Source organism: Streptomyces inhibens, from assembly GCF_003389455.1.
In the GTDB taxonomy this organism is placed as follows: domain Bacteria; phylum Actinomycetota; class Actinomycetes; order Streptomycetales; family Streptomycetaceae; genus Streptomyces; species Streptomyces inhibens.
In genome coordinates, this window is record NZ_QUAC01000031.1 from 1 (window position 1) to 25179 (window position 25179).

The 25179-nt window shown below is 72.4% G+C and carries 19 protein-coding genes and 1 pseudogene; 11 read left to right on the forward strand and 9 right to left on the reverse strand.

The annotated features are described in order from the left end of the window. The 7 genes and pseudogenes from DY245_RS05110 to DY245_RS05140 all read left to right on the forward strand — a co-directional run. Positions 1 to 1656: polyketide synthase dehydratase domain-containing protein (locus DY245_RS05110; protein WP_128503964.1), on the forward strand; the 1656-nt coding region annotated here is incomplete at its 5' end. Beyond that, positions 1646 to 1963 (forward strand): phosphopantetheine-binding protein, encoded by a 318-nt coding sequence (locus tag DY245_RS05115; protein WP_128503966.1) that lies wholly within the window; start codon positions 1646 to 1648, stop codon positions 1961 to 1963. The genes DY245_RS05110 and DY245_RS05115, both read left to right, overlap by 11 nt. 7 nt (positions 1964 to 1970) lie before the next feature. After that, a complete protein-coding gene (locus DY245_RS05120; protein WP_128503969.1) occupies positions 1971 to 2771 on the forward strand; it encodes an alpha/beta fold hydrolase in 801 nt (266 codons plus the stop codon). Further along, positions 2768 to 4003, forward strand: coding sequence for a glycosyltransferase (locus DY245_RS05125; RefSeq protein WP_128503971.1), 1236 nt, complete (start codon positions 2768 to 2770; stop codon positions 4001 to 4003). The genes DY245_RS05120 and DY245_RS05125 overlap by 4 nt, the downstream gene beginning before the upstream one ends. A 5-nt stretch (positions 4004 to 4008) precedes the next feature. Beyond that, positions 4009 to 5871: a class I SAM-dependent methyltransferase gene (locus tag DY245_RS05130; RefSeq protein WP_244942839.1), complete on the forward strand. Its 1863-nt coding sequence runs from the start codon at positions 4009 to 4011 to the stop codon at positions 5869 to 5871. Then, positions 5868 to 6863 carry a galactokinase gene (locus DY245_RS05135; RefSeq protein WP_244942840.1) on the forward strand — a complete coding sequence of 332 codons (996 nt, stop codon included), beginning with the start codon at positions 5868 to 5870 and terminating at the stop codon, positions 6861 to 6863. The genes DY245_RS05130 and DY245_RS05135 overlap by 4 nt, the downstream gene beginning before the upstream one ends. A gap of 4 nt (positions 6864 to 6867) precedes the next feature. Beyond that, positions 6868 to 6996, forward strand: a pseudogene (locus tag DY245_RS05140) (alkaline phosphatase family protein); the annotation flags it as partial. Between the two features lie 159 nt (positions 6997 to 7155). Here the strand turns inward: DY245_RS05140 and lysX are convergent. Next, positions 7156 to 10473, reverse strand: a complete 3318-nt coding sequence (gene lysX / locus DY245_RS05145) for a bifunctional lysylphosphatidylglycerol synthetase/lysine--tRNA ligase LysX (protein ID WP_128503973.1) — start codon at positions 10471 to 10473, stop codon at positions 7156 to 7158. 9 nt (positions 10474 to 10482) lie between these two features. Next, positions 10483 to 11403: an Ig-like domain-containing protein gene (locus DY245_RS05150; protein WP_181923525.1), complete on the reverse strand. Its 921-nt coding sequence runs from the start codon at positions 11401 to 11403 to the stop codon at positions 10483 to 10485. A gap of 303 nt (positions 11404 to 11706) precedes the next feature. Here DY245_RS05150 and DY245_RS05155 point away from each other — a divergent pair, with 303 nt between their 5' ends. Next, positions 11707 to 11901, forward strand: a complete 195-nt coding sequence (locus tag DY245_RS05155; RefSeq protein ID WP_128503975.1) for a hypothetical protein — start codon at positions 11707 to 11709, stop codon at positions 11899 to 11901. Next, positions 11898 to 13079: an MFS transporter gene (locus DY245_RS05160; protein ID WP_128503977.1), complete on the forward strand. Its 1182-nt coding sequence runs from the start codon at positions 11898 to 11900 to the stop codon at positions 13077 to 13079. The genes DY245_RS05155 and DY245_RS05160 overlap by 4 nt, the downstream gene beginning before the upstream one ends. A 367-nt stretch (positions 13080 to 13446) precedes the next feature. Here the strand turns inward: DY245_RS05160 and DY245_RS05165 are convergent, their stop codons facing one another. Then, positions 13447 to 14664 (reverse strand): phosphodiester glycosidase family protein, encoded by a 1218-nt coding sequence (locus DY245_RS05165; RefSeq protein ID WP_244942841.1) that lies wholly within the window; start codon positions 14662 to 14664, stop codon positions 13447 to 13449. A 138-nt stretch (positions 14665 to 14802) separates the two neighbouring features. On the opposite strand from DY245_RS05165, the gene DY245_RS05170 reads away from it, so the two are divergent. Further along, complete coding sequence (locus DY245_RS05170) at positions 14803 to 15660, forward strand: phosphatidylinositol-specific phospholipase C/glycerophosphodiester phosphodiesterase family protein (protein ID WP_128503981.1); 858 nt, start codon at positions 14803 to 14805, stop codon at positions 15658 to 15660. Here DY245_RS05170 and DY245_RS05175 read toward each other — a convergent pair. From DY245_RS05175 to xylB, 5 genes are all read right to left on the reverse strand, one after another. Next, a complete protein-coding gene (locus DY245_RS05175; protein ID WP_128503983.1) occupies positions 15654 to 16328 on the reverse strand; it encodes an N-acetylmuramoyl-L-alanine amidase in 675 nt (224 codons plus the stop codon). The two genes, DY245_RS05170 and DY245_RS05175, sit on opposite strands and share 7 nt — an antisense overlap. A 242-nt stretch (positions 16329 to 16570) precedes the next feature. Then, the gene (locus DY245_RS05180) at positions 16571 to 17986 is read right to left on the reverse strand and encodes a family 2B encapsulin nanocompartment shell protein (RefSeq protein ID WP_128503985.1); all 1416 of its coding nucleotides are present in this window, start codon (positions 17984 to 17986) and stop codon (positions 16571 to 16573) included. A gap of 155 nt (positions 17987 to 18141) precedes the next feature. After that, a complete protein-coding gene (locus tag DY245_RS05185) occupies positions 18142 to 19554 on the reverse strand; it encodes a family 2B encapsulin nanocompartment shell protein (RefSeq protein WP_128503999.1) in 1413 nt (470 codons plus the stop codon). 160 nt (positions 19555 to 19714) lie between these two features. Then, a complete protein-coding gene (locus DY245_RS05190) occupies positions 19715 to 20995 on the reverse strand; it encodes an ROK family transcriptional regulator (RefSeq protein ID WP_128503987.1) in 1281 nt (426 codons plus the stop codon). A 98-nt stretch (positions 20996 to 21093) separates the two neighbouring features. Beyond that, on the reverse strand, positions 21094 to 22524 hold the full coding sequence (xylB, locus tag DY245_RS05195; RefSeq protein WP_128503989.1) for a xylulokinase: 1431 nt from the start codon (positions 22522 to 22524) through the stop codon (positions 21094 to 21096). 130 nt (positions 22525 to 22654) lie between these two features. On the opposite strand from xylB, the gene xylA reads away from it, so the two are divergent. Then, positions 22655 to 23818 (forward strand): xylose isomerase, encoded by a 1164-nt coding sequence (xylA, locus tag DY245_RS05200; RefSeq protein WP_128503991.1) that lies wholly within the window; start codon positions 22655 to 22657, stop codon positions 23816 to 23818. A gap of 91 nt (positions 23819 to 23909) precedes the next feature. On the opposite strand, the gene DY245_RS05205 is transcribed toward xylA, so the two are convergent. Continuing rightward, positions 23910 to 24875 (reverse strand): acetylxylan esterase, encoded by a 966-nt coding sequence (locus DY245_RS05205; RefSeq protein ID WP_128503993.1) that lies wholly within the window; start codon positions 24873 to 24875, stop codon positions 23910 to 23912. Positions 24876 to 25179 lie beyond the last annotated feature (304 nt).

Sequence of the window (25179 nt, forward strand, 5' to 3'; positions counted from 1 at the left end):
GACGCGGTCCTCGCCGAGACCACCGCCGCGACGACCGCCGCGACCCGTGCGCTGGCCGCCGCGGCCGCCCCGCCGCCGCCGGCCCAAGGCCCCCGCCGCACAAGCCGCCGCCTGTCCCTCGACACCCTCCCGTACGTCCGCGACCACTGCGTCTGCCTCCAGCCCGACAGCTGGCCCGAGCCCGCCGACCGCTTTCCCGTCGTCCCCATGACCACGCTGCTGGAACTGGCCGCCGAGGCGGCCCATGAGGCACGGCCCGGACACACCGTCACCGGCTACTCCGACGTACGGGCCCTGCGCTGGCTGCCGGTCGCCCCGCCCGTCGAGCTGACGGTCACCGCCGGGCCCCTGGAGGCCGGCCGGGTACGCGTGAGCCTCGGCGACTACGCCGCCGTCACCGTCCATCTCGCGGCACACCACCCGGCCCCGCCGCCCCCCGACCCCTCGGCACTGACGTCCGGCGGCCCTGCGCCCGTCAGTGCCGAGGCCCTCTACCGGGACCGGTGGATGTTCCACGGCCCGGCCTTCGCCGGGGTTCACGAGGTCACGACGCTGGCCGCCGACGGCATCAGCGGGAAGCTGCGCGCACTGCCCGCGCCCGGCGCCCTCCTGGACGCCGCCGGGCAGCTCCTCGGCCACTGGATGCAGCTGAAACTGACCCGTGACCGACTCGTCTTCCCGGCGACCCTGGACCGCGTACGGCTCTACGGGCCCCCGCCCCGCGAGGGCGCGCTGCTGGCGGCCACCGCCCGGATCCGCGAGGTACGCCCCGGCTCGGTACGCGGCGATGTGGAGCTGCGCGGCACGGACGGCCGCGTATGGGCGCGACTGGAGGGCTGGACGTACCGGCGCTTCGGGTCCGACGAGCGGGTGTGGCCGATGAAGTTCACCCCTGAGGTGTGCGGTATCGGCGAACCCCGGCCGGGCGGCTGGTGCCTGGCCCGGCGACGCTGGTCGGACCCGGCCTCGCAGGAGCTGGTCATGCGCCGCTACCTGGGCGCGGCCGAACGCGCACACTACGCACAATGCCCGCCCCGCGCCCGCGCGGCCTGGCTGCTGGGCCGGATCGCCGCCAAGGACGCGGTGCGCGAACTGCTGTGGGAGTCGGGGGCCGGGCCCGTCTTCCCGGCCGAGGTCCCCCTCGGCAACGACGCACACGGCCGCCCCCGCCCGAAGGGCCCGCTCGCCGACGGCATCCATCTCTCGCTCGCGCACAAGGACCGGATCGCCGTCGCCCTGGCCCACCGCTCGGGCCCCGTCGGGATCGCCGTCGAGACCGTCACCGACGACCCGGCGGCCCTGGAGAGGCTCGCCCTCAGCACGTCCGAACGCCGCCTGGCCGACGGCCTCCTCGCACACGGCGTACCCGGGAACACCGACCGTTCCTACTGGCTCACCGCACTGTGGTGCGCGAAGGAGGCCGCGGCGAAGGCGGCGGGCGGCGGGCTCGACGGCCGGCCGCTGGAGTGGGCCGTGACGCCCGCACCGGGCGGCGCGCTCCGGGTGGTCTCCCCGGACGGCCATGGCCACCTCGTCCACCTCGATCGCGTCCATGAACTGTCCGCGCGCCATGTCGTCGCCTGGACCGGACCACGGCCCGGGGACCGTGCCGGCACCGACCCCCTCACCCCCACGGAGGCCACCCATGGCATCTGACCCCGCCCCCGCACGCATCCGGCCGATCCTGGAAGAGATCAGCAACATGCTGGTCAGCGTCGTCGGCGACGAGCTGCTCGTCGTCGGTGAGATCACCCACACGACCACCTTCAACGACGATCTGGCGCTGGAGAGCATCGAGTTCGTCGCCCTGGCCGAGCTGCTGCAGCAGCGCTACGGCACGGCGGTGGACCTCCTCGGCCTCCTCGCCGACAAGGACATCGACCAGATCCTGGCCATGACGGTCGGCGAACTCGCCGTCCATATCGACCGGGTCACCGCCGCCGACCAGGCCTGCGCGGGCTGAGCGCACCATGGCCCTTACGCACACAGGCCGGCTGCGCCTGCACACCCAGCGGCTGCCGGGCCGCGGCCCCGGCCCCGGCGGACCCACCGTCGTCTTCCTCCACGGGCTCGTGATGGACAACCTGTCGAGCTTCTACTGCACCCTCGCCGGCCCCGTCTCCCGCGCCGGACACGAGGTGCTCCTCTACGACCAGCGCGGACACGGGCGCAGCGAACGCCCGCCCACCGGCTACGACATGGACACCGCGGTCGCCGACCTCGCCGCCCTGCTCGGTGCCCTCGGGCTCGACCGCAGCCCGGTCCATCTGATCGGCAACAGCTTCGGCGGCGCCCTGGCGCTGCACACCGCGCTCGTCAGACCCGACCTGGTGGCCTCACTCGTCCTGATCGACGCCCAGCTGACCGGCGACTGGGTCGAGGACATGACCGACACCCTCTCCGTCGCGGCCCTCGGCCTCGAACACAGCCGGATATCCGAGCAGCTCGCCGCCCTCGGGCGGCGCAAGGAGGCCCGGCTGACCGCCGGCGCCGACGCCCTGCTCAACCGCACCACCCTGATCGAGGACATCGCGGCGGCCACCGCCTTCACCGCCCGCGACTTCGCCGGGCTGCGCCGCCCGGTCCTCGCCGTCTACGGAGAGCACTCCGAACTCCTTCCCGGAGCACGTGAACTGGCGCGCAGTGCGGCGGACTGCGAACTGTGTGTGCTGCCGGACGTGGGCCACACCGTGCTCAACGAGGCCACCGAGGGGCTGCGTGGTGCGGTGCTGGGACGGCTGCGGGCGCGGGCCGGGGCGGTGGCCGGATGAGAGTCCTGTTCGTCGTCCCGCCGCTGGCCGGGCATGTCAACCCCACGGTCGCGGTCGCCGCCGAACTCGCCGCGCGCGGACACCGGATCGCCTGGACCGGCCCCGTCACGGCTCTCGCGCCGCTGCTCCCCACGGGAAGCCGGCTGTACCCGGCGGGAGACAGCGGCACGGCCGGCGGCTATGACGTACTGCACGAGCGATGGCGCGATGAGCGCGGGATCGCGGCGCTGCGCTTCCTGTGGGCGGAGGTGCTGATCCCGCTCGCTCGCGCGATGCTGTCCGGAGTGCACACCGCCGTCGAAGCCTTCCGGCCCGATGTGCTGGTCACCGACCAACAGGCCCTCGCCGGGCCCCTGGTGGCGCGCCGGCACGGACTGCCCTGGGTGACCTCGGCGACCACCTCGGCGGAGTTCACCCACCCCTTCGAGGGCCTGCCGAAGGTGGGGGAGTGGGTGGCGCAGCGCATCGCGGCACTGCTCGCCGAGTGCGGCGCGCCCGCCGGCTGGGACCCGCGCTTCTCCCCGCATCTCGTACTGGTCTTCTCCACCCCCGAACTCATCGGGCCGGGCCCGGGTACGGCGAGCGCGCGGGGCACGTATCCGCCCCACTACGCGTTCGTCGGCCCCGCCTTCGGCGCCCGCCCGCACGGCGGCGATTTCCCGTGGCGCCGGCTGGACCCCGGGCGCGCCCGCGTACTCGTCTCCCTGGGCACCCTCAACCGCGAGGCGGGCGCCCGTTTCTACCCGGTGGTACTGAGCGCCGCGGCCGCCCTCGCGGACCGGGCCCAGCTGATCCTGGCCGCACCCGGCGACCTCGCCGGGGCCGTCCCGCCGAACGTCGTGCACCAGGAGTACGTTCCCCAGCTCCGGCTGCTGCCGCACCTCGACGCGGTGCTGTGCCACGGCGGCCACAACACCGTGTGCGAGGCGCTCGCGTACGGGCTGCCGCTGGTCGTGGCACCCGTACGCGACGATCAGCCGATCGTCGCCCGCCAGGTGACCGAGGCCGGCGCGGGAGTGCGGGTGCGCTTCGGGCGGGCCCGTACGGACGAGGTCCGGCAGGCCCTGGCCGCCGTGCTGGACAACCCGGCCCACCGCAGTGCGGCCCGCCGCATCCAGGCGTCCTTCGCCGCGGCGGGCGGCGCCACCACCGCGGCCGACCGCCTGGAGAAACTGCCGCTCGGCCGGCCCGCACCCGGCACGGCCGAGACCGAGACCGAGAAGGGACCGTGAAGCATATGACGCGCGCACACCGTTCGGGACACCGCACGCGATGGGTGGCGGCCGCCGCTGTGACGGCCCTGGGCGCGGGCACCGTGCGCGCCCGCCGCAGGCTCGCCGCACTGCCCCTGCTCGACCCCGCCGGACCGCACGACACCCGGCAACCACACCTCTCCGGCTGGCAGCTGATCACCACACCCGGTGTCGAGGCGGACGAGGCGACCCTGCGCGCCGCGGTCGCCCACGCCGAACGTGAAGGACTACGCGTCCTGGACCTGATCCCGGCGCACCTGGACACCGGGAGCGCGCTCGGTCTGTTCCGGCTGCTCGACCCCGCGGCCCACCGCACGGACCGGTGCGCTCCGGGCCACGGCGCGGGCCACGCCCTGCTGGTGTCCGACGACGTCCACCGGCGGGCCGGGCTCGCCACCGCGCCACCGCCGCGTTCGCCGGCCGACCTGTTCCGCCTCGCCCGCACCCTCAAGGAGTACGCCCCCGACGCCACCGGCTGGGCCATCGCCCCCGGCCTGACGCCGCTGCCCCCCGACCCCGCGCGGCGCGCCGGGGAGCTCGGTGCCCGCGGACTCCCGCCGGGGCTGGTCTCCGCCGCCCAGCTCGCCGGTCTCGCACTGCTGCTGAAGTGCCTGGTCTCGGCGCCGCGTTGGGGTGCGGCGGCAACCGCCCTGTACTGGCTCCAGCCCGTCGCCGTACTGGCCCCAGCCCGGGCGTTGCGCCCCGCCGACCTGGCCCGCGCCACCGCGCTGCGTCCGCTGCGCTCCCTGTCCGGCGCACTGCGGACCCTGCGGACACCGCCCGCCGAACCGTCCGCGGCCGACGATGCACCGGCGCGGCGGGCCGCATACGCCGCCGAACTCGCCGACGGCACCGACCGGTTCTTCGAACCCCGCCGCGAGGACTGCCCCTGGTGCTCGGCGCCGGAGCTCGCCGTACGGGTCCGCATGCCCGACCTGCTCCAGGGCAAGCCCGGCCGGTTCACCCTGGAGGAGTGCCGCCGCTGCGGCCATATCTTCCAGAACCCCCGGCTCACCCAGGACGGACTCGACTTCTACTACCGCGACTTCTACGAGGGCCTCGGCGGAGAGGGCGCCGCCCTGTTACTGGGCCGGATGAACGGGACGTACCGAGCCCGCGCCGAAATGATCAAACCCTTCGGCACTCCCAGCTCCTGGCTCGACGTCGGCACCGCCGCGGGGCACTTCTGCAACGCCGCGCGCGCCGTATGGCCCGACACCCGCTTCGACGGACTGGACATGGGCGAAGGCGTCCACGAGGCCGAGCGCCGCGGCTGGATCGCCACCGGCTACCAGGGCCAGTTCCCCGACCTCGCCGACCGGCTCGCCGGCCGCTACGACACGGTGAGCATGCACCACTACCTCGAACACACCCGGGACCCCTTCGCCGAGCTCGACGCGGCCGTCAAGGTCCTGGCCCCCGGCGGCCATCTGCTCATCGAACTCCCCGACCCCCAGGCCCGGATCGCCCGGCTGCTCGGCCCCCACTGGCTGCCCTGGTTCCAGCCCCAGCACCAGCACCTCATACCGGCCGGAAACCTCCAACAGGCCCTCGCGGAACGGGGGTTCACCCTCCTCGCCGAACAGCACGGCGCGGCCCACCAGAACAACGCCGACTTCATCGGCGCCGTCGCCCTCATCGCCAACCGGATCGCCCCCGACCCGCACGCCCCCTGGGCCACCGTCCCCGCCACCCGCGCCCGCCGCGCCGCCCGAAGCGCCGTACAGGCCATGGCGGTGCCCTGCTACGGCGCCGCGTTCGCCCTCGACACGGTGCGCACCGCGGTGGCCCGGGCCACCGACGGCGGTAACGCCTACCGGCTGCTCGCCCGCAAGGAGCCGGGGTGAACACCGTGGACCTGGCCCACCGCCCCACGGCGGACCCTCTGCTGCGGCTGCTCGCCCATGGCTTCGCGACGGCATACCACCACCCGCCCGGCGCGGTGTGGCACGCCCCGTACGCCTTCCATCTCACCGCGTCCGCCGTCCCGCCCGGACCGCAGCTCCCCGGGACGACGCCGCGGACCGACTGGGTCGCGGCGGCCAACTGGTCCGTCGGTGTGGCGGTCGCCGCGCGCGCCGACGGGATGCTGCGCTGCGGCTCCCTCAACCACCCGGCCGACGGCGCCGAACTCCCGCTCACCGGACCGGCCGCCCCCGCCCCCGGCTGGGCGGCCCGCCCCTACGCCGCACTGCGCGCACTCGCCGCCGCCGGATACGGCCGGGGCGGCGCCGATCTGCATCTGAACGCCGCCCTGCCCGCTGTGGTGGGGCTGCCGGTCGCCGAGTCCCTGGAGTGCGCGGTCGCGCTGGCCGTCGCCGGAGTCCACGCCGAGCGCGGTGCCCGCCCGCTGCCCCGCGCACGGCTGGCGGAGCTGCTCGGCGCCGCCGTGCCCGGCGATGACGCACTGCGCCGGGCCGTGCTCTTCGCCCGGTCCGGCCACCTCCTGGCCGCCGACGGCAGCACCTACCGATCGCTACCCGCCCAGGACGGCGGCCCGGATCCCTGTCTGCTGCTTCTGACGGCCCGGATCGCCGCCGACGGCCACGAGGGCGCACCCACCGGCGCCGGTGACACGGCCCTGGCCAACGGCATCGCCCTCGCGGTCCGCGAAGCCCTGCGCGCCGGTGCCCGGTCCGCCTGGTGGCCCGGGAAGCGCCCCGGCCGCAGTGTGCTGCTGCTGGCGCCCCGGGACCGGCGCGCGGCGATCCGGACCGCGGCGGCCGATGCCTTCGCCCGCCGCGGTCTGCCCGTACCCCGCTTCCTGCGGATCGCTCTCGCGGCCGCGGCCGACCGCGCGGACCGGCACCCGCATCCGCCGACCACCGGAAAGGAGTGAGACATCCTTCGCCCAGTTCCCCAAGGACGACTTCGGCAAGCTGCCGACGCTGTCCTTCGTCGTCCCGGACATGTGCAACGACATGCACGACTGCGCCGTCGGCAGCGGCGGCACCTGGATCAAGAACAACCTCGACTCGGGGTGTCCGACACCGGCGGCACGGAGCCGCCCGGCGGCGACCTCACCCTCCCCGGGGACTACGACGCCGACCCGTGGAAAGTGCCGGCGAACGGCGAAGGCCACCCCCGCAAGGAGGTGGCCTTCGCCGTCCTGCCCGCCGTGACCGGCCCCGTCAGCGCCGCCGCACCAGCGGGAACGGCAGCGTCTCGCGGATCGACAGACCGGTGAGGAACATGACCAGCCGGTCCACGCCGATGCCCAGACCACCGGTCGGCGGCATCGCGTACTCAAGGGCCTGCAGGAAGTCCTCGTCCAGCTCCATCGCCTCCGGGTCACCGCCCGCCGCCAGCAGCGACTGGGCGGTCAGCCGCCGCCGCTGCTCGACCGGGTCGGTCAACTCCGAATAGGCGGTGCCCAGCTCCGTACCGAAGGCGACCAGGTCCCAGCGCTCGGCGAGCCGCGGGTCCTTGCGGTGCTGGCGGGTCAGCGGCGAGACATCGGTGGGGAAGTCCTTGTAGAAGGTGGGAAGAGTGGTCTTCTCCTCCACAAGGCGCTCGTACATCTCCAGAACGATGTCGCCCCGGCCGTTCTCCGGCTTGACGGGCACACCCGACTTCTCGCACAGGCGGCGCAGCACATTCGGGTTCGTATCGGCGTCGACCTCCTCGCCGAGCGCCTCGGAGATCGCGCCGTAGACGGTCTTGACCGGCCAGATCCCCGAGATGTCGTGCTCGACCAGCCGGCCGTTCGCGTCCGCCTTACGGGCGGTGGCGCTGCCGAACGCGGCGATCGCCGCGCCCTGGATCAGCTCCCGGGTCAGATCGAGCATCACGTCGTAGTCGGCGAACGCCTGGTACGCCTCCAGCATCGTGAACTCGGGGTTGTGCTTGTAGGAGATGCCCTCGTTGCGGAAGGTCCGCCCCATCTCGAAGACCTTCTCCATACCGCCCACACACAGCCGCTTGAGGTACAGCTCCGGCGCGATGCGCAGATACAGATCGAGGTCGTAGGCGTTGATATGGGTGTGGAACGGGCGCGCGTTGGCGCCGCCGTGGATCTGCTGGAGCATCGGCGTCTCGACCTCCAGGTAGCCCCGGTCGATCAGCCCCTGCCGCAGCGCCTGCACGGCCGTGCTGCGGGCCCGTACGGTCTCCCGCGCGTCCGGCGAGACGACCAGGTCCACATACCGCTGGCGGACCTTGGCCTCCGGGTCGGACAGACCGCGTCGCTTGTCCGGGAGCGGACGCAGACACTTGGCGGTCAGCCGCCACCGGTCCACGAACACCGTCAGCTCACCGCGGTCACTGGTGCCGATCTCGCCCTCGGCCTCGACATGGTCACCGAGGTCGATGTCCGCGCCGAAGCGGTCCAGCTGCTCGGCTCCGCTGCCGTCCCGGGTCAGCGCGATCTGCAGATCGCCCGACCAGTCCCGCAGCACCGCGAACAGCACCCCGCCGTGGTCACGGGTGAGCAGCACCCGCCCGGCGACGCTGACCGACTTGCCGGTACGCGCCCCGGGCTTCAGCTCGGGGTACTCGTCGCGGATCTCGCCCAGCGTGTGCGTACGCTGCACGCCCACCGGATACGGGTCGGTGCCGTCCTTGCGCAGCCGCTCCAGCTTGCGGTGGCGCACCCGCACCTGCTCGGGCAGCGCGGCCAGTTCCCGCTCGTGCAGCTCCTCCTCGGTGGCCGGTGCGGCCTGCACCAGGCCGAGCTCGTCCAGCGACGGCAGACCGGCCGTGCTCGCCGGGGCCAGCACCCGCTTCTTGTGGCCCTTGCCCCACAGCGTGCCCAGGCTCGGTACGGCCACAAAGCCCTCGGCGATACCCGAGGCCAGACCGATGCGGGCCAGCGCGCCGGCGTCCGCGTAGCACAGGAACCGCGGATACCACTCCGGGTTGTACTTCGCGTTGGAGCGGTAGAGCGCCTCCAGCTGCCACCACTTGGAGAAGAACAGCAGCAGCCGGCGCCAGAACTTCAGCACCGGACCGGCGCCGATCCGGGCGCCCTCCTCGAAGGCGGACCGGAACACCGCGAAGTTCAGCGAGATCCGGTGCACGCCCATCGCCCCGGCCTGGGCGCACAGCCGGGCCACCATGAACTCCATGACGCCGTTGGGCGCGCTGCGGTCACGGCGCATCACGTCCAGCGAGATGCCGTCCTTGCCCCACGGGACGAAGGACAGCAGCGCGATCATGTTGCCGTCGCCGTCGAACGCCTCGGCCAGCAGGCATTCCCCGTCCTCGGGATCGCCCAGCCGGTCCAGCGCCATCGAGAAGCCGCGCTCGGTCTCGGTGTCCCGCCAGGCGTCGGCCCGGTGGATGACCTCCTGCATCTCCTCGTCGGTCAGCGCGGAGTGGCGCCGTACGCGGAAGGTCGCGCCGGTCCGCTCGACGCGGTTGACGGCCTGGCGGGTCACCCGCATCTCCCGGCCGTCCAGGTCGAAGTCCTTCACATGCAGGATCGCCTCGTCGCCGAGCTGCAGCGCACCGAGGCCGCTGCGGGCGAACGCCTTGGCGCCGCTCTCGCTGGCGCCCATGACAGCCGGCTGCCAGCCGTAGCGCCCGGCGACCTCCAGCCAGGCCTCGATGGCCTGGGTCCACGCCTCGCGGTCACCGACCGGGTCACCACTGGCCAGACAGACACCGGCCTCGACGCGGTAGGTGACGGCGGCCTTGCCGCTGGGCGAGAAGACCACCGCCTTGTCGCGGCGGCTGGCGAAGTAGCCGAGCGAGTCCTGGCTGCCGTAGCGGTCCAGCAGAGCCCGGATCCGGGCCTCCTCGTCGCCGTGCAGCGCGGCCTCCATGCGCTGCGAACGGAAGAGCGCGGCCGCGGCGTTCAGCAGCGCCAGCGCACCCAGCAGACCGAGTACGGTGCTGATCCAGTGCGGCGGATGGCCCTCGACGAGCCGGCCGCCGACGAGGCCACCGCAGACGCGGTTGGCGGCCCACAGCAGCCGGTTGGCGGCGCCGGACTCCAGCGTGCCGGGGACCAGTGACACCAGCCCCCAGCCGATCAGCACGGCCACCACGAGCCCGCCGATCAGCACCAGGATGGCCCGCAGGAACGCGCCGCGGCGGGTGATCGCATAGAACTCGCGGTGCGAGACGATCAGCAGCACCAGCGCTCCGGCACACAGCACCAGGGAGAAGGCGAACTCCCAGTACCCCGCGGCCAGGAACAGCGCGTCCGCCAGGGTGACCAGCACCATGTAGGCCACGACGAACCACAGCGCCACCCGTTTGCGCGCGGTCATCGCCGCGCCCAGGAGGAAGAGGAACGCCGCGTAGGCGAAGTTCGGCGCCACCGGGATGGTGAGCGTGTCCAGCCAGTAGATCACCGGGTGGAGTCCGCGCCTGAGGGGCCCGATCAGCGCCGTCAGGGCGCAGAAAAGCCCCAACACGCTGAAGATGATGGCGAAGCCGTTGGGGACGCGGCGCTGGAAGCGCCGCCACCCCGTAAGTTGATCCTGGTCCTGCACGGTGCTCATTCCGTCACATTAGGCTCTGAATGGGGTCAGCTGCTCGACGCGAGGGTGCGACTTCTCAGCCACCGGGAACCAGCCGACATCCCAGTCTCCGATTCCGATGGTCCGATCGTCTCTCCCTCGTACGGAGGACATGGTGACCTCGATGGGATCACCCGCGTGGACCTTGCCACAAACCTGCGCCGCGTCCGAGTCGGGGCAACTCGGGCCGATGGTGAAGTTCAGGTCATAGTCCTCGGCGAAGTAGCGGCCGCCGCCGGAGTCCACCCCGGTCAGCTGCGCCCGCAGCATGACCTCGGTGCCCGGCTTCCACGGCTGCGCGGGCCGCCAGTCCACCCGGTCCTTGCCGCTGCCGTCCTTGACCCAGTTCCACGCGCCGGTCGTGCGGTCGTCGGTGGTGACGCTCAGCCGGCGCTCCACCGCGGCCCGCTCGGTCACCGGGAAGTCGAAGAGGACGGTGAGCGGCCGGTCGGCGCCGGCCGCCGCACCCTGCGAGCCGGGATCCAGCTCCAGCTTGTTGAGCTTGGCCGCCTTCGCGGTGGTCAGCGACTCCTTGGCCGCGTCCAGACCGCCCTGCGGGTTCTTCGTCCTGGCGACGATGGAGTACTTGGTGTCCGGCGCGGTCCGCGAGCTGGACGTCCAGCTCGTCCCGCCGGCCCCGAACCCGCCGGGCAGTCGCCGGCCCCGGGGGTCGGTGACCCGCACCTCGGTGAGCACCCCGCCCTCCGCGCTCACCTTGAGCCGGTCGCCGGCCTGCACGGTCCTGGTCCCGCTCGCCGCGCCCAGCACCACCTTCACTGGATCGCCCTTGGGTGCCGACGCCGCGATTCCCCCGCACGCGGTGAGCGTGCCCATGCCGATCACGGGGACCAGGGCGAGCGCGGCACGCAGCGGCCGGAACGTCCGGCGGTGGGGGGAGGGGGTGTGGCTCATGGAGGCTTTCCGTCTGCGGTGCGGGGAGGCGGCGATGTCGGCCGCTAAGACGGCCGACCCCGACACTCCGTTGCGGGGAGTGATGTGATCCATGTCACGGATTCCGGGGTGTCGTGGCGTACGGCGAGACCGTCGCGGCGCGGCTTGGACGACCGCCGCGGGCGTGAGCGCCACCCCGAGCCGGTGACCCGCAGTGATCACCTGATCGGAGCACCCGGACTCGAACCGGACATACACCGAAATACGCCAAACTGGCCACCCCTTGCCGTCCGTTCGGGCGGCGGTTGAGGAGGTGTGCGTCCCATGGCAATTTCCATCTCGGTCGTGCTGCTGCTGGTGGTCCTGACCGTGATCTTCCTGCGCAGCGGAAAGCTCAAGATCTCGCACGCCCTGGTGTGCGCGCTGCTCGGCTTCTACCTGGCGAGCAGCAGCCTGGCTGGGGACATCCACCACGGGCTGGCCGGCGCCGCCGACGTGGTCAGCAGCGTGCGCCCGTGACGGTGGCGGCCTACCGGAACCTCGCCCTCGCCACCATCGGTTTCACGGTCACCTTCTGGGCGTGGAACCTCATCGCCCCCCTGGGGAACGCCTTCAGGACCAGCCTGCACCTGACCCACTTCCAGGTGTCGGTGCTGGTGGCAGTGCCGGTGCTGGTCGGCTCGCTGGGCCGGGTGCCGGTCGGTGCGCTCACCGACCGCTATGGCGCCCGGGTGATGTTCCCCCTGATCTCCGCGCTCACCATCGTGCCGGTACTGCTGCTCATCCCCGCCAAGCACTCCTACCCCGCGATGCTCGGCGTGGGATTTCTGCTCGGCCTGGGCGGCACCACGTTCGCCATCGGCATCCCGCTCGTCAACGCCTGGTTCCCGCCCCGTAAGCGGGGCCTGGCGCTGGGCATCTTCGGTATGGGCATGGGCGGCGTCGCACTCTCCGGCTATCTGACCCCACGGATCCACCGCTACGACGAGAACATGCCGTATCTCTCCGTCGCCGTGGTGCTCGCCCTCTTCGCCTTCCTCGGCGCCCTGATGATCACCGACCACCCGGACCGGCCCGTCCCGCAGACCTCGCTCGCCCGCCGGCTGGGCCGGGCCGGCCGGCTGAAGGTCACCTGGGAGCTGGCCGCGCTGTACGCCATCGGCTTCGGCGGCATCGTTGCCTTCGGCGTCTATCTGCCCACCTATCTGCAGACCTGGTACCACCTCGACGCCGCCGACGCGGGCACCAAGGCGGCGGGCTTCGCGCTGGTCACCGTCGTCTTCCGGCCCATCGGCGGCTGGTGCTCGGACCGGGTGCACCCGGCCGTCGTCACCGCCTGGGCGCTCGGCATGGTGGCGCTGCCCGCCATCGTCCAGGCCTTCGACCCGCGGCTGAACCCGGCCGGCACCGTCGACTTCCTGGTCATGGCGGCGGGCCTGGGCGCAGCCAGCGGCGCGATCTTCGCCCTGGTCTCGCGGGTGACCCCGCAGGAGCGGGTCGGCAGCGTCACCGGCATCGTCGGCGCCGCCGGCGGCCTCGGCGGCTTCCTGCCGCCGCTCGTCATGGGCGCGATCTACAGCAGCAAGGGCACCTACGCCCTCGGCTTCATGCTGCTCTCCGACCTCGCGCTGGCCGGCTGCGTCTACGCCTTCGGCCGGATGCGCACCGCCGGCGCCCGGACCGCCGCCGAGGCCTGACCGGGCCGCTAGGGCCTGTCCGATGGGTCATGGCCGGGCCCGCGGCGTCTGGCACGGCACTCCCCCAGCTAACGCTGGGAGGTGCCCCCACGCGGCGTTGCCGAAACGTCCTAATAGCTCCGCTATCAGGCCGCTCCGGCGCCTTGCGATGCAGCTCGGCATCCGAAGGATGAATCAAAGAGCCGAGACGGAGCGAGCGCAGCGAGTGCAGTGCACCAGACGCCGCGGCCTTTCCGACCCTGACCCATCGGACAGGCCCTAGGCACCGGCAGGGCCCGGCCCGCTCACCCGAGGGAAAAGACCCCGATCGNCCTTTCCGACCCTGACCCATCGGACAGGCCCTAGGCACCGGCAGGGCCCGGCCCGCTCACCCGAGGGAAAAGACCCCGATCGCGTTCGCCACCGGCCGCTCCGCCCCGCCCGACGGATGGTTGCGTACCGTCACCTCGTGGCCGTACCCGTCGCCGGTGACCAGTGTCGAGGACCCTCCGCCGTCCAGATTCATCGCATCGTGTGCGCCCAACTGATCCATCACATCGGCCAGTTCACGGACCGTCAGACCGGTCTGCCCCTGACCCGGCGCACCGTCCAGCGCCATCAGATACAGCACCCGGCCGCCGGCCCCGATCCCCGCGGACGTCCGCACCGCCACTGCGACGGTGTCCAGACCGGCCACCGGCTCGGCGTTCCGCACGATCGGGAAACCGCCCACCGCGAACCGCAGCGGCCCCGGCACCCGGCCGAAGAGGCGATGGCCGACACTCACCGGCTCACCGATATGCAGCTTGCGCAGCTGCCGCGCCCCCTCCTCCCGGCCCACCAGTACCGCGCTCCCCGCGGCCACCCCGCCCGCTCCCGGCAGGTCCTGGAGCGCGGTCACCCGGCCGTGCCGGACCGTCACCTCCGCGGTGTCCGTGCTGCATGGCGCCGCCCGGTCGGTGTCCGTACCGCAGATGGCGCGCACCCGGGACACTGGACCCCACTGCGCGGTGTACGCGCCGACGCCGTCCACCGGCAGCGCGTACTGGTTGAGCCCGCGCAGCGGCAGCGCCCCCTCGCCGGTCAGCACCGCACCGCGCAGCGTGAGCCGGTCCAGCCGCGCCCGGCGGTTGTAGCCGACCCCGATGACGTCCTCGGTGGACGCGCCGGGCGGCATCACCGGCCCGAACCGCTGACCGTCGGGCACCGCGCCCTTCAACTGCCGCCCCGAGACAACCGCCGGTCCCACCGAGGCACCGGTCGCCTGCACACCCGGGTGCTGGGTCTCGGTGATATTGAAGAAGTCACCGTTGACGGCCCCCACCACGCCGCGCTCCATGGCCAGTTGGGACACCGGAGCCCGCGCGCCCACCGCCCCCGGATACAGCAGATCCACCGACACCCGCGGATCGGCCAGATCCACCGTCAGCAGATGCCCGTGCACGATGCCGCGCGGCACCGTCATCCGGAATTCGCCGTACGCCACACCGGGCGCCACCGGGACGGCATCGAAGCGGCGGAGGGTGGGGGCACCCGCGGCGGTGGCCTGCGCCCCGTCCGCGATCCCGCCGGCCAGCACACCGCATGCCACCAACACCGTCAGCACTGCGCGAACTCGACCGAATCGCTGCTTCACGATCCCCCCTGACGTCACGCCAACTGTCCCAGGTGCCGAAGACGTTCACTCTGCCCTGTTCACTCTGCCCAGTTCACTATGCCTCGTTCACTATGGCCCGGAGATGTCATGAATCTGTACACCCGCAGAACGGCCGTCGTGTCGCTGGGCGCCGCGCTGGCCGCGGGCCTGACCGCGCCCGCCGCCGCCCGTGACACCGTCGTCCACACCACCGGCCCCGCACCGCTGCGCCGCGCCCACGCACACAACGACTACGAGCACCCCCGCCCGCTGTTCGACGCCCTGGACCACGGCTTCGGCAGCGTGGAGGCGGACATCTGGCTGGTGGACGGCCGGCTGCTGGTCGCCCACGAGGAGGGCGACCTCGACCCGGCCCGCACCCTGGAGGCGCTCTATCTCTCCCCGCTGCGCCGACGCATTCAGGCCAACGGCGGCACGGTCTACCGGGGCCACCGTCTCTCTCTCCAGCTGCTGATCGACATCAAGACCGCGGGCGATCCCACCTACCGCGCGCTGTCCCGGGTGCTGCGCCGCTACCGGGAGCTGCTGAGCGTGTGCAGCGCGGGCCGGGTCCGCGGCGGGCCGGTCACCGCCGTCGTCTCCGGTGACCGCGCGGCGCGTGCGCCCATGGAGGCCGAGCGGGTGCGTCTTGCGTTCTACGACGGGCGGCCCGAGGACCTGGGCACGGCGGCGCCCGCCTCGTTCGCCCCGCTGGTCTCCGCGTCCTGGAGCGAGATGTTCGACTGGCAGGGCGTGGGGCCGATGCCGACCGAACAGCGGGAGCGGCTGCGGCAGTTGGTGACGGCAGCGCACTCCGAGCGGCGCCGGCTGCGCTTCTGGGCCACGCCGGACCTGGCCGGACCGGCGCGCGAGGCGGTGTGGACCCAGCTGCTCGACGCCGGCGTCGACCACCTCAACTCGGACGATCTGCCGGGCCTGGAGACCTTTCTGCGCACGGCTCACTGAGCGCCGCTCCAAACGCCCCGCCCGTCCTCACCAGGATTTTTTCGCCAGGAAGCCTCGGTGACCAGCTGCAGATAGCGCGCCCAGTCCCAGTACTCGCCGGGGTCGGTGTGGTCGGTGCCGGGGACCTCCACATGGCCGATGATGTGCTCCCGGTCCTTGGGGATCCGGTAGCGGTCGCAGATGGCGGCGGTGAGCCGGGCGGACTGCTCGTACAGCGCGTCCGTGAACCATGTCGGGTCATCGATCCAGCCCTCGTGCTCGATGCCGATGCTGCGGGTGTTGTAGTCCCAGTTGCCGGCGTGCCAGGCGACATTCCGTTCGTTGACGCACTGGGCGAGATAGCCGTCGGAGGACCGGACGACATAGTGCGCGGCCGCCTTGTGCGCGGGGTCCCGGAAGAGCCTGAGGGTGTCCTCGTAGGTCTCCTGCGTCACATGCACCACGACCATCTCGATCGGGTACTGCGTCGGACGGTTGGCGGTGGTGAAGTTGGCGGGGTTGGCCGGGTTCCAGTGGACGGGGGGATAGCCGCTGCCGTCCGGCGTCCGTCTGCGCGCGGTGGCATCGGCGGTGGCCGACGTGAGGGGTACGAGCGCGGCGGACGCGGCGAGCGCGGCCGCACCGGTGAGCAGGCGCCGGCGGGCCGGGCGACGGTGGTCGGGCTCCATGTGAACTCCTGACAAGGACCGAGGGGTGGTCGCGTACATGTCACGCACATGCCGTGCGTTCATCATGCGCAACAGGGCACGCCCTGCCAAGGGAATGGCCGTTCTGCCAATGGCTTGACCAAAGGCAGAACGGCGCAGGTCAGGAGCGGCGCGATACCTGATCGGTCGTCACCCGGGTGCCGCTCCCACGGCCCTGACGGCCGATCGCGGGCGCGGCACCCGGACGGAGTTCCACCGCCGGTTCAGTGACCGATCTCTACGTCCTCCAGGATGCCCAGCGCATCCGGCACCAGCACCGCCGCCGAATAGTAGGCACTGACCAGGTAATTGATGACGGCCTGGTCGTTGATGCCCATGAAGCGCACCGAGAGGCCGGGCCGGTACTCGTCCGGGATGCCGGTCTGGTGCAGCCCGATCACGCCCTGGTTCTCCTCGCCGACCCGCAGCGCCAGAATCGAGCTGGTCTGGTCCGGATTGATCGGGATCTTGTTGCAGGGCAGCAGCGGAATGCCCCGCCAGCTGCGGACCGCCGTGCCCTCGACCTCCGCGGTGGAGGGGTAGATACCGCGGGCGTTCCACTCCCGCCCGATGGCCGCGATGGTGCGCGGATGCGCCAGCAGGAACTGGGTCTTCCGGCGCCGGGAGATCAGCTCGTCCAGGTCGTCGGGGGTGGGCGGCCCGTTGCGGGTGTGGATGCGCTGCTTGAGGTCGGCGTTGTGCAGCAGTCCGAATGCGCGGTTGTTGACCATCTCGTGTTCCTGGCGCTCACGCAGCGCCTCCACGGTCAGCCGCAGCTGCTGGTCCAGCTGGTTCATCGGGTCGTTGTAGAGGTCGGCGACCCGCGAGTGCACCTTCAACACGGTCTGCGCGACGCTGAGTTCGTACTCGCGCGGCGTCAGCTCGTAGTCGGCGAAGGTGCCCGGCAGCGCCGGCTCGCCGACATGGCCGGCGGCCAGCTCGATGGCCGCCTCACCGTGCTTGTTCCGTGCCGGCGCCAGCGCCGCACGGAACTCGTCGAGATGCGCACGCAGCGACTCCGACCGGCTCAGCACCTCTTCGAAGTCGCTGCGGTACATCGTCAGCGCGGTCACCCGGGTCACCGCCCGTACGGAGTGCTCCCACTCCGTGTCCGGCGCCAGCAGCGCCGCTTCACCGAGGGCGTCACCGTCGGCCAGCACCCCCAGGACCGTCTCGTCGCCGTACTTGCCGGTGCCGATCCGGTCCAGCTTGCCGTGCGCGATCAGGATGACCCGGTCCGTCGTCCCGCCCGCCCGGGCCAGCACATCTCCGGGTGCGAACTCCCGCTGGACGAAGCGGTCCGCCAGCGCCTCCAGCGTCGAGGCGTCGGTATAGCCGCGCAGCGGCGCCAGCTCGCGCAACTCCTCGGGAATCACCCGGACTTCGGTGCCGGTGGTGGCGAACTCCACCCGGCCGTCGCCGACGGTGTACGTGAGCCGGCGGTTGACGCGGTACGTACCGCCGGAGACCTGCGTCCAGGGCAGGATGCGCAGCAGCCAGCGGGAGGAGATCCCCTGCATCTGCGGCACGGTCTTGGTCGTGGTCGCCAGATTGCGGGCTGCCGCGGTGTCCAGGCTGGAACGGTTCTGCTCGATCCCGGAGGACTGCGGGCCGGACGTCGGATCCACCGATGTGGTCATGAAGAAGGCTCACCTGTTCTGTCGGTGCTGTGCGTTCTGCGATCTGCGATCTGCGTGCTGTGCGTTCCGCGCGTGATGTCTGCGTGCTGCGGTGTGTCAGGGCGGGGAAATGGTGCTGCCGTCCTTGGAGCGCGCTTTTTCCATGCGCGTGTCGATCAATGGCCGACTTGCACGTCTTCGAGAACACCCAGCGCATCGGGCACGAGAATGGCCGCCGAATAGTAGGCGCTGACGAGATACTTGAGGACCGCCCGCTCATCGATGCCCATATAGCGCACCGAGAGGCCCGGCTCGTATTCGTCGGGAATTCCGGTCTGGTGCAGACCGACCACGCCCTGCTGTTCCTCACCGGTCCGCAGCAGCAGAATGGAACTCGTCCGCTCCTCCGTCACCGGAATCTTGTTGCACGGGAAGATCGGCACCCCGCGCCACGACGGCAGCGAATGCCCCATGAAATCCACCGCGGTCGGATACAGCCCACGGGCACTGCATTCCCGGCCGATCGCGGCGATGGTCTTCGGATGCGCGAGCAGAAAGCCCGGGTTCTTCCAGACGGTCGCCAGCAGGTCGTCGAGGTCGTCGGGGGTGGGCGGGCCGGTACGGGTGTGGATGCGCTGCTTGAGGTCGGCGTTGTGCAGCAGCCCGAACTCCGGGTTGTTGATCATCTCGTGCTCCTGGCGCTCACGCAGCGCCTGGACCGTGAGCTTCAGCTGCTCCTCGACCTGGTTCATCGGGTCGCTGTAGAGGTCGCCGACCCGGCTGTGGGTGCGCAGCACCGTCTGGGCGACGCTGAGTTCGTACTCCCGCGGCGCCAGTTCGTAGTCGACGAAGGTGCCCGGGAGGGACGGCTCGCCGTGGTGGCCGGAGGCGACCGAGACCGCCGACTCCCCGCTGTCGTTCGTCGGCCGGGTGGTGCCCTGCCCGGCCGACGCCAGATGCTCGCGCAGCCCGGGGGAGCGGTCGATGATCTCCTGGGCGGCCTGCCGGGACAGCGCCATGACGGTCACCCGGGTCACCGCGCGATAGCTGAACGGCCAGGTCGCGTCGGCCGTGGTGAGCGGCTCGTCGCCGAGGTGGTCGCCGCCGGCCAGCGCCTCAAGCACCGTCTCGTCGTCGTATTTGCCGGTGCCGATACGGTCCACCCGGCCGTGCGCGATCAGCACCAGCCGGTCGCCCGGTGTGCCGGCCTCGGCGATCAGCTCGCCGGGTGCGTATTCGTGCTGGGTGAACCGTCCGCCGAGCGCCGAGAGCACCTCGGGGTCGGTGAAATCCTGTAGGGCCGGCAGCTCGCGCAGCTCGCCGGGGATGATCGAAACATCGGATCCGCTGATATCGAATTCGATACGGCCGTCGCCGATGGTGTGCGTGAGCCGGCGGTTGACGCGATATGTGCCACCGGAAACCTGCACCCAGGGCAGCAAACGCAGCAGCCAACGGGACGTGATGCCCTGCATCTGCGGCGGGGTTTTGGTGGTGGTCGCCAAATTCCGCGCGGCGGTGGTACTCAGGCTGGAATTCTGGGCGTCTTCCGCACTGCCGGGCAGCGTTTCGTCGGCAATGGTCACAATGCCACCTGTCTCCTCGAAGGGTGCGACACGAACCGCCGGAAACGTATTCAAAAAGCTCCGTGGCAGCCCGCCGAGCCGAAGATAGTGGTGCTGTTTTTATCGGCACAATCGCCCGATGGGGTGGCATGGAAATCTCTTTCCATGGAAAGGTTTAGCGGGTTCAGCTCCGGGGAGAGTGTGCCGAGGTGCAGGAAGCGAAAGGATCGTCCAGGACGGCCTGGAGCGCCGCATGCGCAGCCCCGAGCAGCGGTCCGTCGGCGCCCAGCCGGGATACCGTCACCAACGGCCCGCCGGCCCGCCCAGGGTCCGCCGCAACGGCCGTCCGCAGCGCCAACTCCCGCTCCAGGGACGGCAGAATCCACGGCGCCAGCCCGGCCAGCGCGCCCCCGAGGACCACCGCCCGCGGATCGAGCAGATTCACCGCCCCCGCGAGCGCGATCCCGAGCGCCGTCCCCGCCTCGTGCAGCGCACGCACGGTGGCCGCGTCCCCGTCGGCGGCCCGCCGCGCGAGCAGCGCGATACGGGCGCCCGGCCCCGGATGCGCGGCCGCCGACCGCTCGGGGGTGAGCCCGCCCGCGCGCAGCACCGCCCGTTCGCCCGCGTACTGCTCCAGACAGCCACGGCCGCCGCAGTCGCACGGGTGGCCGTCCGGATACACCGGCACATGCCCCAGCTCACCCGCGAACCCCCGTGCCCCCCGCAGCAGTTGACCGTCCACGACGACCGCGGCACCGATCCCGATCTCGGCCGAGACATGCACGAAGTCCGGCGGCGGGCCCGGTCGGCCGTCGCCGTCGCCGCCCAGCCGCAGTTCGGCCAGCGCGCCCAGATTGGCCTCGTTCTCCACGGTGAGCGGGATCCCGCGCGCATCGCGGCCCGGAGCCGTCACCGAGGCCAGCCCCGGCGCGAGATCGGCCGCCCGCCAGCCGAGGTTGGGGGCGTGCACCACGGTCGTCGTGCCACGGGCCACCAGGCCGGGCACGGCGACCGCCAGCCCGGCCGGCCGCAGCCCCTCGGCGGCGATCTCCGCCGTCACCTCCGCGAGCAGCGCGGACAGCCGCCGCAGCACCGGACCCGGATCGCTGTGCCGGTTCACCGCATCGGTCGCCGCCCGGGCCCGGATCCGCCCCCGCAGATCGACCGCGCACACCGCCAGATGATCGACGCCTATCTCCGCCCCGATCCCCGCCGGGCCGCGGTCACTGACCGCCAGTTCGCTGCCCGGCCTGCCCCGGCCGCTGGGCGCCGCCCGGCCCGTCTCGACCAGCAGCCCGGCCCGCAGCAGCTCGTCGACGAGCGGGGCCACCCCCGCCCGGGTCAGCCCGATCCGCGCCGCGACCGCCGGCCGGGACACCGGCCCCTGCGCGGCCACGGTCCGCAGCACCCGGGCCAGATTGCGCCGGCGGATGCCGTGCTGGGTGTCGCCGCCGGAAGCGGTCACAAGATCTCCTCGGGGTGGTGGCGGAATCTCCTCGGGGTGGTGGCGGACGTCGAGATCCCTTCGACGTCCCTTGTGGTCCACGGCTGCGGCCGCCGCGGTCACCGCCGCAGCAGCGCCCCGCTGTCGGCGAGCGTCGTGGCGATCCGGTCCCAGGCGGCCCCGTCCCGCTCCTGCGCCTCGTACTCCGCGCCACGGCCCGTACCCCAACGGCGCGCCACCGCCGCCGGATCCTCGCCCAGCAGCAGCCCGGCCGCCTGCGCCGCCGCGCCGAGCGCCACCAGCTCCTGCGCCTCGGGCACCACCACCGGGCGGCCGGACAGCCGGCGCACGGTGTCCCGCCATGCCCGGCCCTTCGCGCCACCGCCGATCAGCAGCAGCGGCGCATCGGCCGCGGCGTCCTTGTCCAGCACCCGGTCCAGGGCCTCCAGCAGCGCGAACACCGCGCCGTCGTAGGCGGCCTGGAGCAGCTGGCCGGCCGTGGTCCCGTGCCGCAGCCCGTGCACCAGGCCCGAAGCCCCGGGCAGATTCGGCGTCCGCTCACCGTCGAGGAACGGCAGCATCACCACACTGCCACCCGCCTCCACGGCCTCCCGGTCGCGCCCCAGCAGCGCCGCCACCCGGTCCACGGCGAGCGTGCAGTTCAGGGTGCAGGCCAGCGGCAGCCAGTCGCCGCGGGCATCGGCGAAGCCCGCGACGGTGCCGGTCGGATCGGCGGGCCGGTGGGTGGAGACCGCGTAGACCGTCCCCGAGGTGCCCAGGCTCAGCACCGGCTGCCCGGGGCGCAGGCCCAGCCCGAGCGCCGCCGCCATGTTGTCGCCGGTGCCGGCGGCCACCAACGCACCGCGCGGCAGTGGCAGGTCATCGGCGTGTACGGTCCCGGCGGCCTCCCCCGGGAGCGCCACCCGCGGCAGCATCCCGGCGGACAGCCCGACGCGCTCCAGGATCTCCAGGTCGTAGGACTCGGTCGAGGACGCCCACCAGCCGGTCCCCGACGCATCGCCGCGATCGGTGACGGCCTCGCCGGTCAGCCGCTGGGTGAGGTAGTCGTGCGGCAGCCGCACCGCGGTGGTGGCGGCGGCCGCGGCCGGCTCGTTCGCCCGCAGCCAGGCCCACTTGGCCACCGTGAACGCCGGCCCCGGCACGCTCCCGACCCGGTCCGCCCAGGCCTCTGCGCCGCCGAGCTCCGCGATCAGCTGCTCACTCTGCGGCGCCGGGCGTACGTCGTTCCACAGCATCGCGGGGCGCACCGGCTCACCGGCCGCGTCCAGGGCGACCAGCCCGTGCTGCTGCCCGCCGACGGACAGCGCGGAGGCCTGCCGCGCCGCGTCGCCGCACTGCGCCAGCGCCTCGCCCAGCGCCCGCCACCACTGCCCGGGGTCGCTCTCCTTGCCCTCCCCGCCGCTGACCGTGTGCGGTGCCTGGCCGCGGGCGACGACCACACCGGTCTCCGCGTCCACGACCAGCGTCTTGGTGGACTGCGTCGAGCTGTCCACGCCGACGACGAGCGGTCCCGCTGACTGTGCGCCCATCGTGCACTCTCCCTTGGCGGCCCGTATTCCATGGTCTTGGTCCAGGGGGTTCCCCGGTGTGCTGCCGCATATTAGTTTGGCCGCGGCGGAATTTGTAAAGCGCGTTGACGAAATCACCGAGGGAGTCGCCGTGAGGTATCAGCCCGTGCCCGAGGACAAGTTCAGCTTCGGCCTGTGGACCGTCGGCTGGCAGGGCCGTGACCCCTTCGGGGACGCCACCCGTCGCGCCCTGGACCCCGTCGAATCCGTCCACCGCCTCGCCGATCTCGGCGCGTACGGCGTTACCTTCCACGACGACGATCTGATCCCGTTCGGCTCCGGGGCCATCGAGCGCGAGGCGGCCGTCAAACGCTTCCGGCAGGCGCTGGACGCCACCGGCACGGTCGTCCCGATGGCGACCACCAACCTCTTCACCCACCCCGTCTTCAAGGACGGCGCCTTCACCGCCAACGACCGCGACATCCGCCGCTTCGCGCTGCGCAAGACGCTCCGCAATATCGACCTCGCCGCCGAGCTGGGCGCCCGCACCTATGTCGCGTGGGGCGGGCGGGAAGGCGCGGAGTCCGGCGCCGCCAAGGACGTACGGGCCGCGCTGGACCGTATGAAGGAGGCGTTCGACCTGCTCGGCCAGTACGTCATCGAGCAGGGCTACGACCTGCGGTTCGCCATCGAGCCCAAGCCCAACGAGCCGCGCGGCGACATTCTGCTGCCCACCGTGGGCCACGCCCTGGCCTTCATCGAACGGCTGGAGCGCCCCGAGCTCTACGGCGTCAACCCCGAGGTCGGACACGAGCAGATGGCCGGGCTGAACTTCCCGCACGGCATCGCCCAGGCCCTGTGGGCGGGCAAGCTCTTCCATATCGACCTCAACGGCCAGAGCGGGATCAAGTACGACCAGGACCTCCGCTTCGGCGCGGGCGATCTGCGGTCCGCCTTCTGGCTCGTCGACCTGCTGGAGACGGCCGGCTACGACGGACCGCGGCACTTCGACTTCAAGCCGCCGCGTACCGAGGACCTGGACGGCGTCTGGGCCTCGGCAGCCAGCTGTATGCGCAACTACCTGATCCTCAAGGAGCGGGCGGCGGCCTTCCGCTCCGACCCTGCCGTCCAGGACGCGCTGCACGCCGCGCGCCTGGACCAACTGGCCCGTCCCACCGCCGAGGACGGCCTGGCCGGCCTGCTCGCCGACGCCACCGCCTACGAAACCTTCGACGCCGAGGCAGCGGCCGGCCGGGGGATGGCCTTCGAGCATCTGGATCAGCTGGCGCTGGAGCACTTGCTGGGGACGGTCTGAGCACCTGGCCGGCGCGCCGCCCGTGAGCGCTTCGAGGGGGCTCTGTCAGCTTGCCGGGAGCCGTCAGCCGGTGGCCGCCGGCTGACGCCCGTCAGCCGAGCAGTTTGCGCAGAAATCGCAGCTCGGCGGCGCGCTGCTCGCCCCCGCCTCCCTCATGGGCGTTGAACCGCCACACCTTCAGCTCCTTCTCGCCCGCATAGTGGTGGTACGCGGCGAAGCCGGTGGACGGCGGCACCACCTCGTCGCGCAGCGCGGTGCCGAAGAGCGCCGGGGCGGTGGCCCGGACCGCGAAGTTCAGGCCGTCGAAGTGGTCCAGGGTGTGCAGGGCGGTGTCGATATGGCCGCGCGCGCCCGCGAAGTAGCGGGCGAGCTCGCCGTACGGGCCCATGTCCGTGATCTCGACCGCGCGCCGGACATGCGTCAGGAACGGCACATCGATCAGCGCGCCCGCCAGCCCCGGGACCAGCCCGGTCATCGCCAGGGCGAGGGCGCCGCCCTGGCTGCCGCCGGCGACCACGATCCGCCCGGCGTCCACCGCGTGGTGCGCGCGGGCCGCCTCCACGGCCCGTACCGCGTCGGTGAACAGCCGCCGGTAGTAGTAGTCGTCGGGATCGAGCAGACCCTGGGTCATCTTGCCCGGTACACCCGGGTTGCCGTAGCCGGCCGGATCGGGGGTGTCACCGGGCCGGTTGGGGCCGCTCTGCCCGCGGGTGTCCATGACGAGCGTGGCGTACCCCGCGGACGGCCACAGCAGCCAGTCGTGCGGCAGCAGCCGGCCGCCGCCGTAACCGAGGTACTGCACCACGCACGGCAGCGGCCCGGCGGCCCTCCGCGGGATCAGGAACCAGCCGCGGATACGGTGCCCGCCGAAACCGGAGAACGTCACATCGTCGCAGCGCACCAGGGCGAGCCCGGCATCGACTTCGGTGAAGCGGGCGTCGAGGTCATGGGCGCGGGCCTCGTCGAGGGTGCGTTGCCAGAATGCGTCGAACCCGGCCGGCTCGGGAAGCGGCGGGCGGTAGGTGCGCAGCTCGTCCAGGGGTAGGTCGGTGAACACGCAAAACCTCCGGGCCGTAGGGTGGTTTGCTGCCTGTCGCCAACGGTGCCCAGGGGGTGGACATTTCAGACGTGAATTGTTCCAGCTTGGTCACCGAGTCCCTCAAAACCCAGTAAAGAAGCGATCATTTCCGCCATGAGTTTCCCTCCGCCTCCGCCGCCGCATCAGCCGAATCAGCCGCCCAACGACAACCCCGGCGGCTTCGGCCCGCCGGCCGGTGGCTACGGCCCGGGCGGCCAGGGCCAGGGCGGGTACGGCCCGCCCCCCGGCGGCAACCAGCCCCCCGGTGGCTACGGCCCGCCCG

What these genes read in the sequence shown, in the direction of transcription:
- xylB (WP_128503989.1), bottom strand. Translation starts at nt 22,524, where the DNA reads ATGGGCGCACAGTCAGCGGGACCGCTCGTCGTCGGCGTGGACAGCTCG.
- DY245_RS05180 (WP_128503985.1), bottom strand. Translation starts at nt 17,986, where the DNA reads ATGACCACATCGGTGGATCCGACGTCCGGCCCGCAGTCCTCCGGGATC.
- DY245_RS05115 (WP_128503966.1), top strand. Translation starts at nt 1,646, where the DNA reads ATGGCATCTGACCCCGCCCCCGCACGCATCCGGCCGATCCTGGAAGAG.
- DY245_RS05155 (WP_128503975.1), top strand. Translation starts at nt 11,707, where the DNA reads ATGGCAATTTCCATCTCGGTCGTGCTGCTGCTGGTGGTCCTGACCGTG.
- DY245_RS05175 (WP_128503983.1), bottom strand. Translation starts at nt 16,328, where the DNA reads ATGGAGCCCGACCACCGTCGCCCGGCCCGCCGGCGCCTGCTCACCGGT.
- DY245_RS05125 (WP_128503971.1), top strand. Translation starts at nt 2,768, where the DNA reads ATGAGAGTCCTGTTCGTCGTCCCGCCGCTGGCCGGGCATGTCAACCCC.
- lysX (WP_128503973.1), bottom strand. Translation starts at nt 10,473, where the DNA reads ATGAGCACCGTGCAGGACCAGGATCAACTTACGGGGTGGCGGCGCTTC.
- DY245_RS05150 (WP_181923525.1), bottom strand. Translation starts at nt 11,403, where the DNA reads ATGAGCCACACCCCCTCCCCCCACCGCCGGACGTTCCGGCCGCTGCGT.
- DY245_RS05170 (WP_128503981.1), top strand. Translation starts at nt 14,803, where the DNA reads ATGAATCTGTACACCCGCAGAACGGCCGTCGTGTCGCTGGGCGCCGCG.
- DY245_RS05120 (WP_128503969.1), top strand. Translation starts at nt 1,971, where the DNA reads ATGGCCCTTACGCACACAGGCCGGCTGCGCCTGCACACCCAGCGGCTG.
- DY245_RS05130 (WP_244942839.1), top strand. Translation starts at nt 4,009, where the DNA reads ATGACGCGCGCACACCGTTCGGGACACCGCACGCGATGGGTGGCGGCC.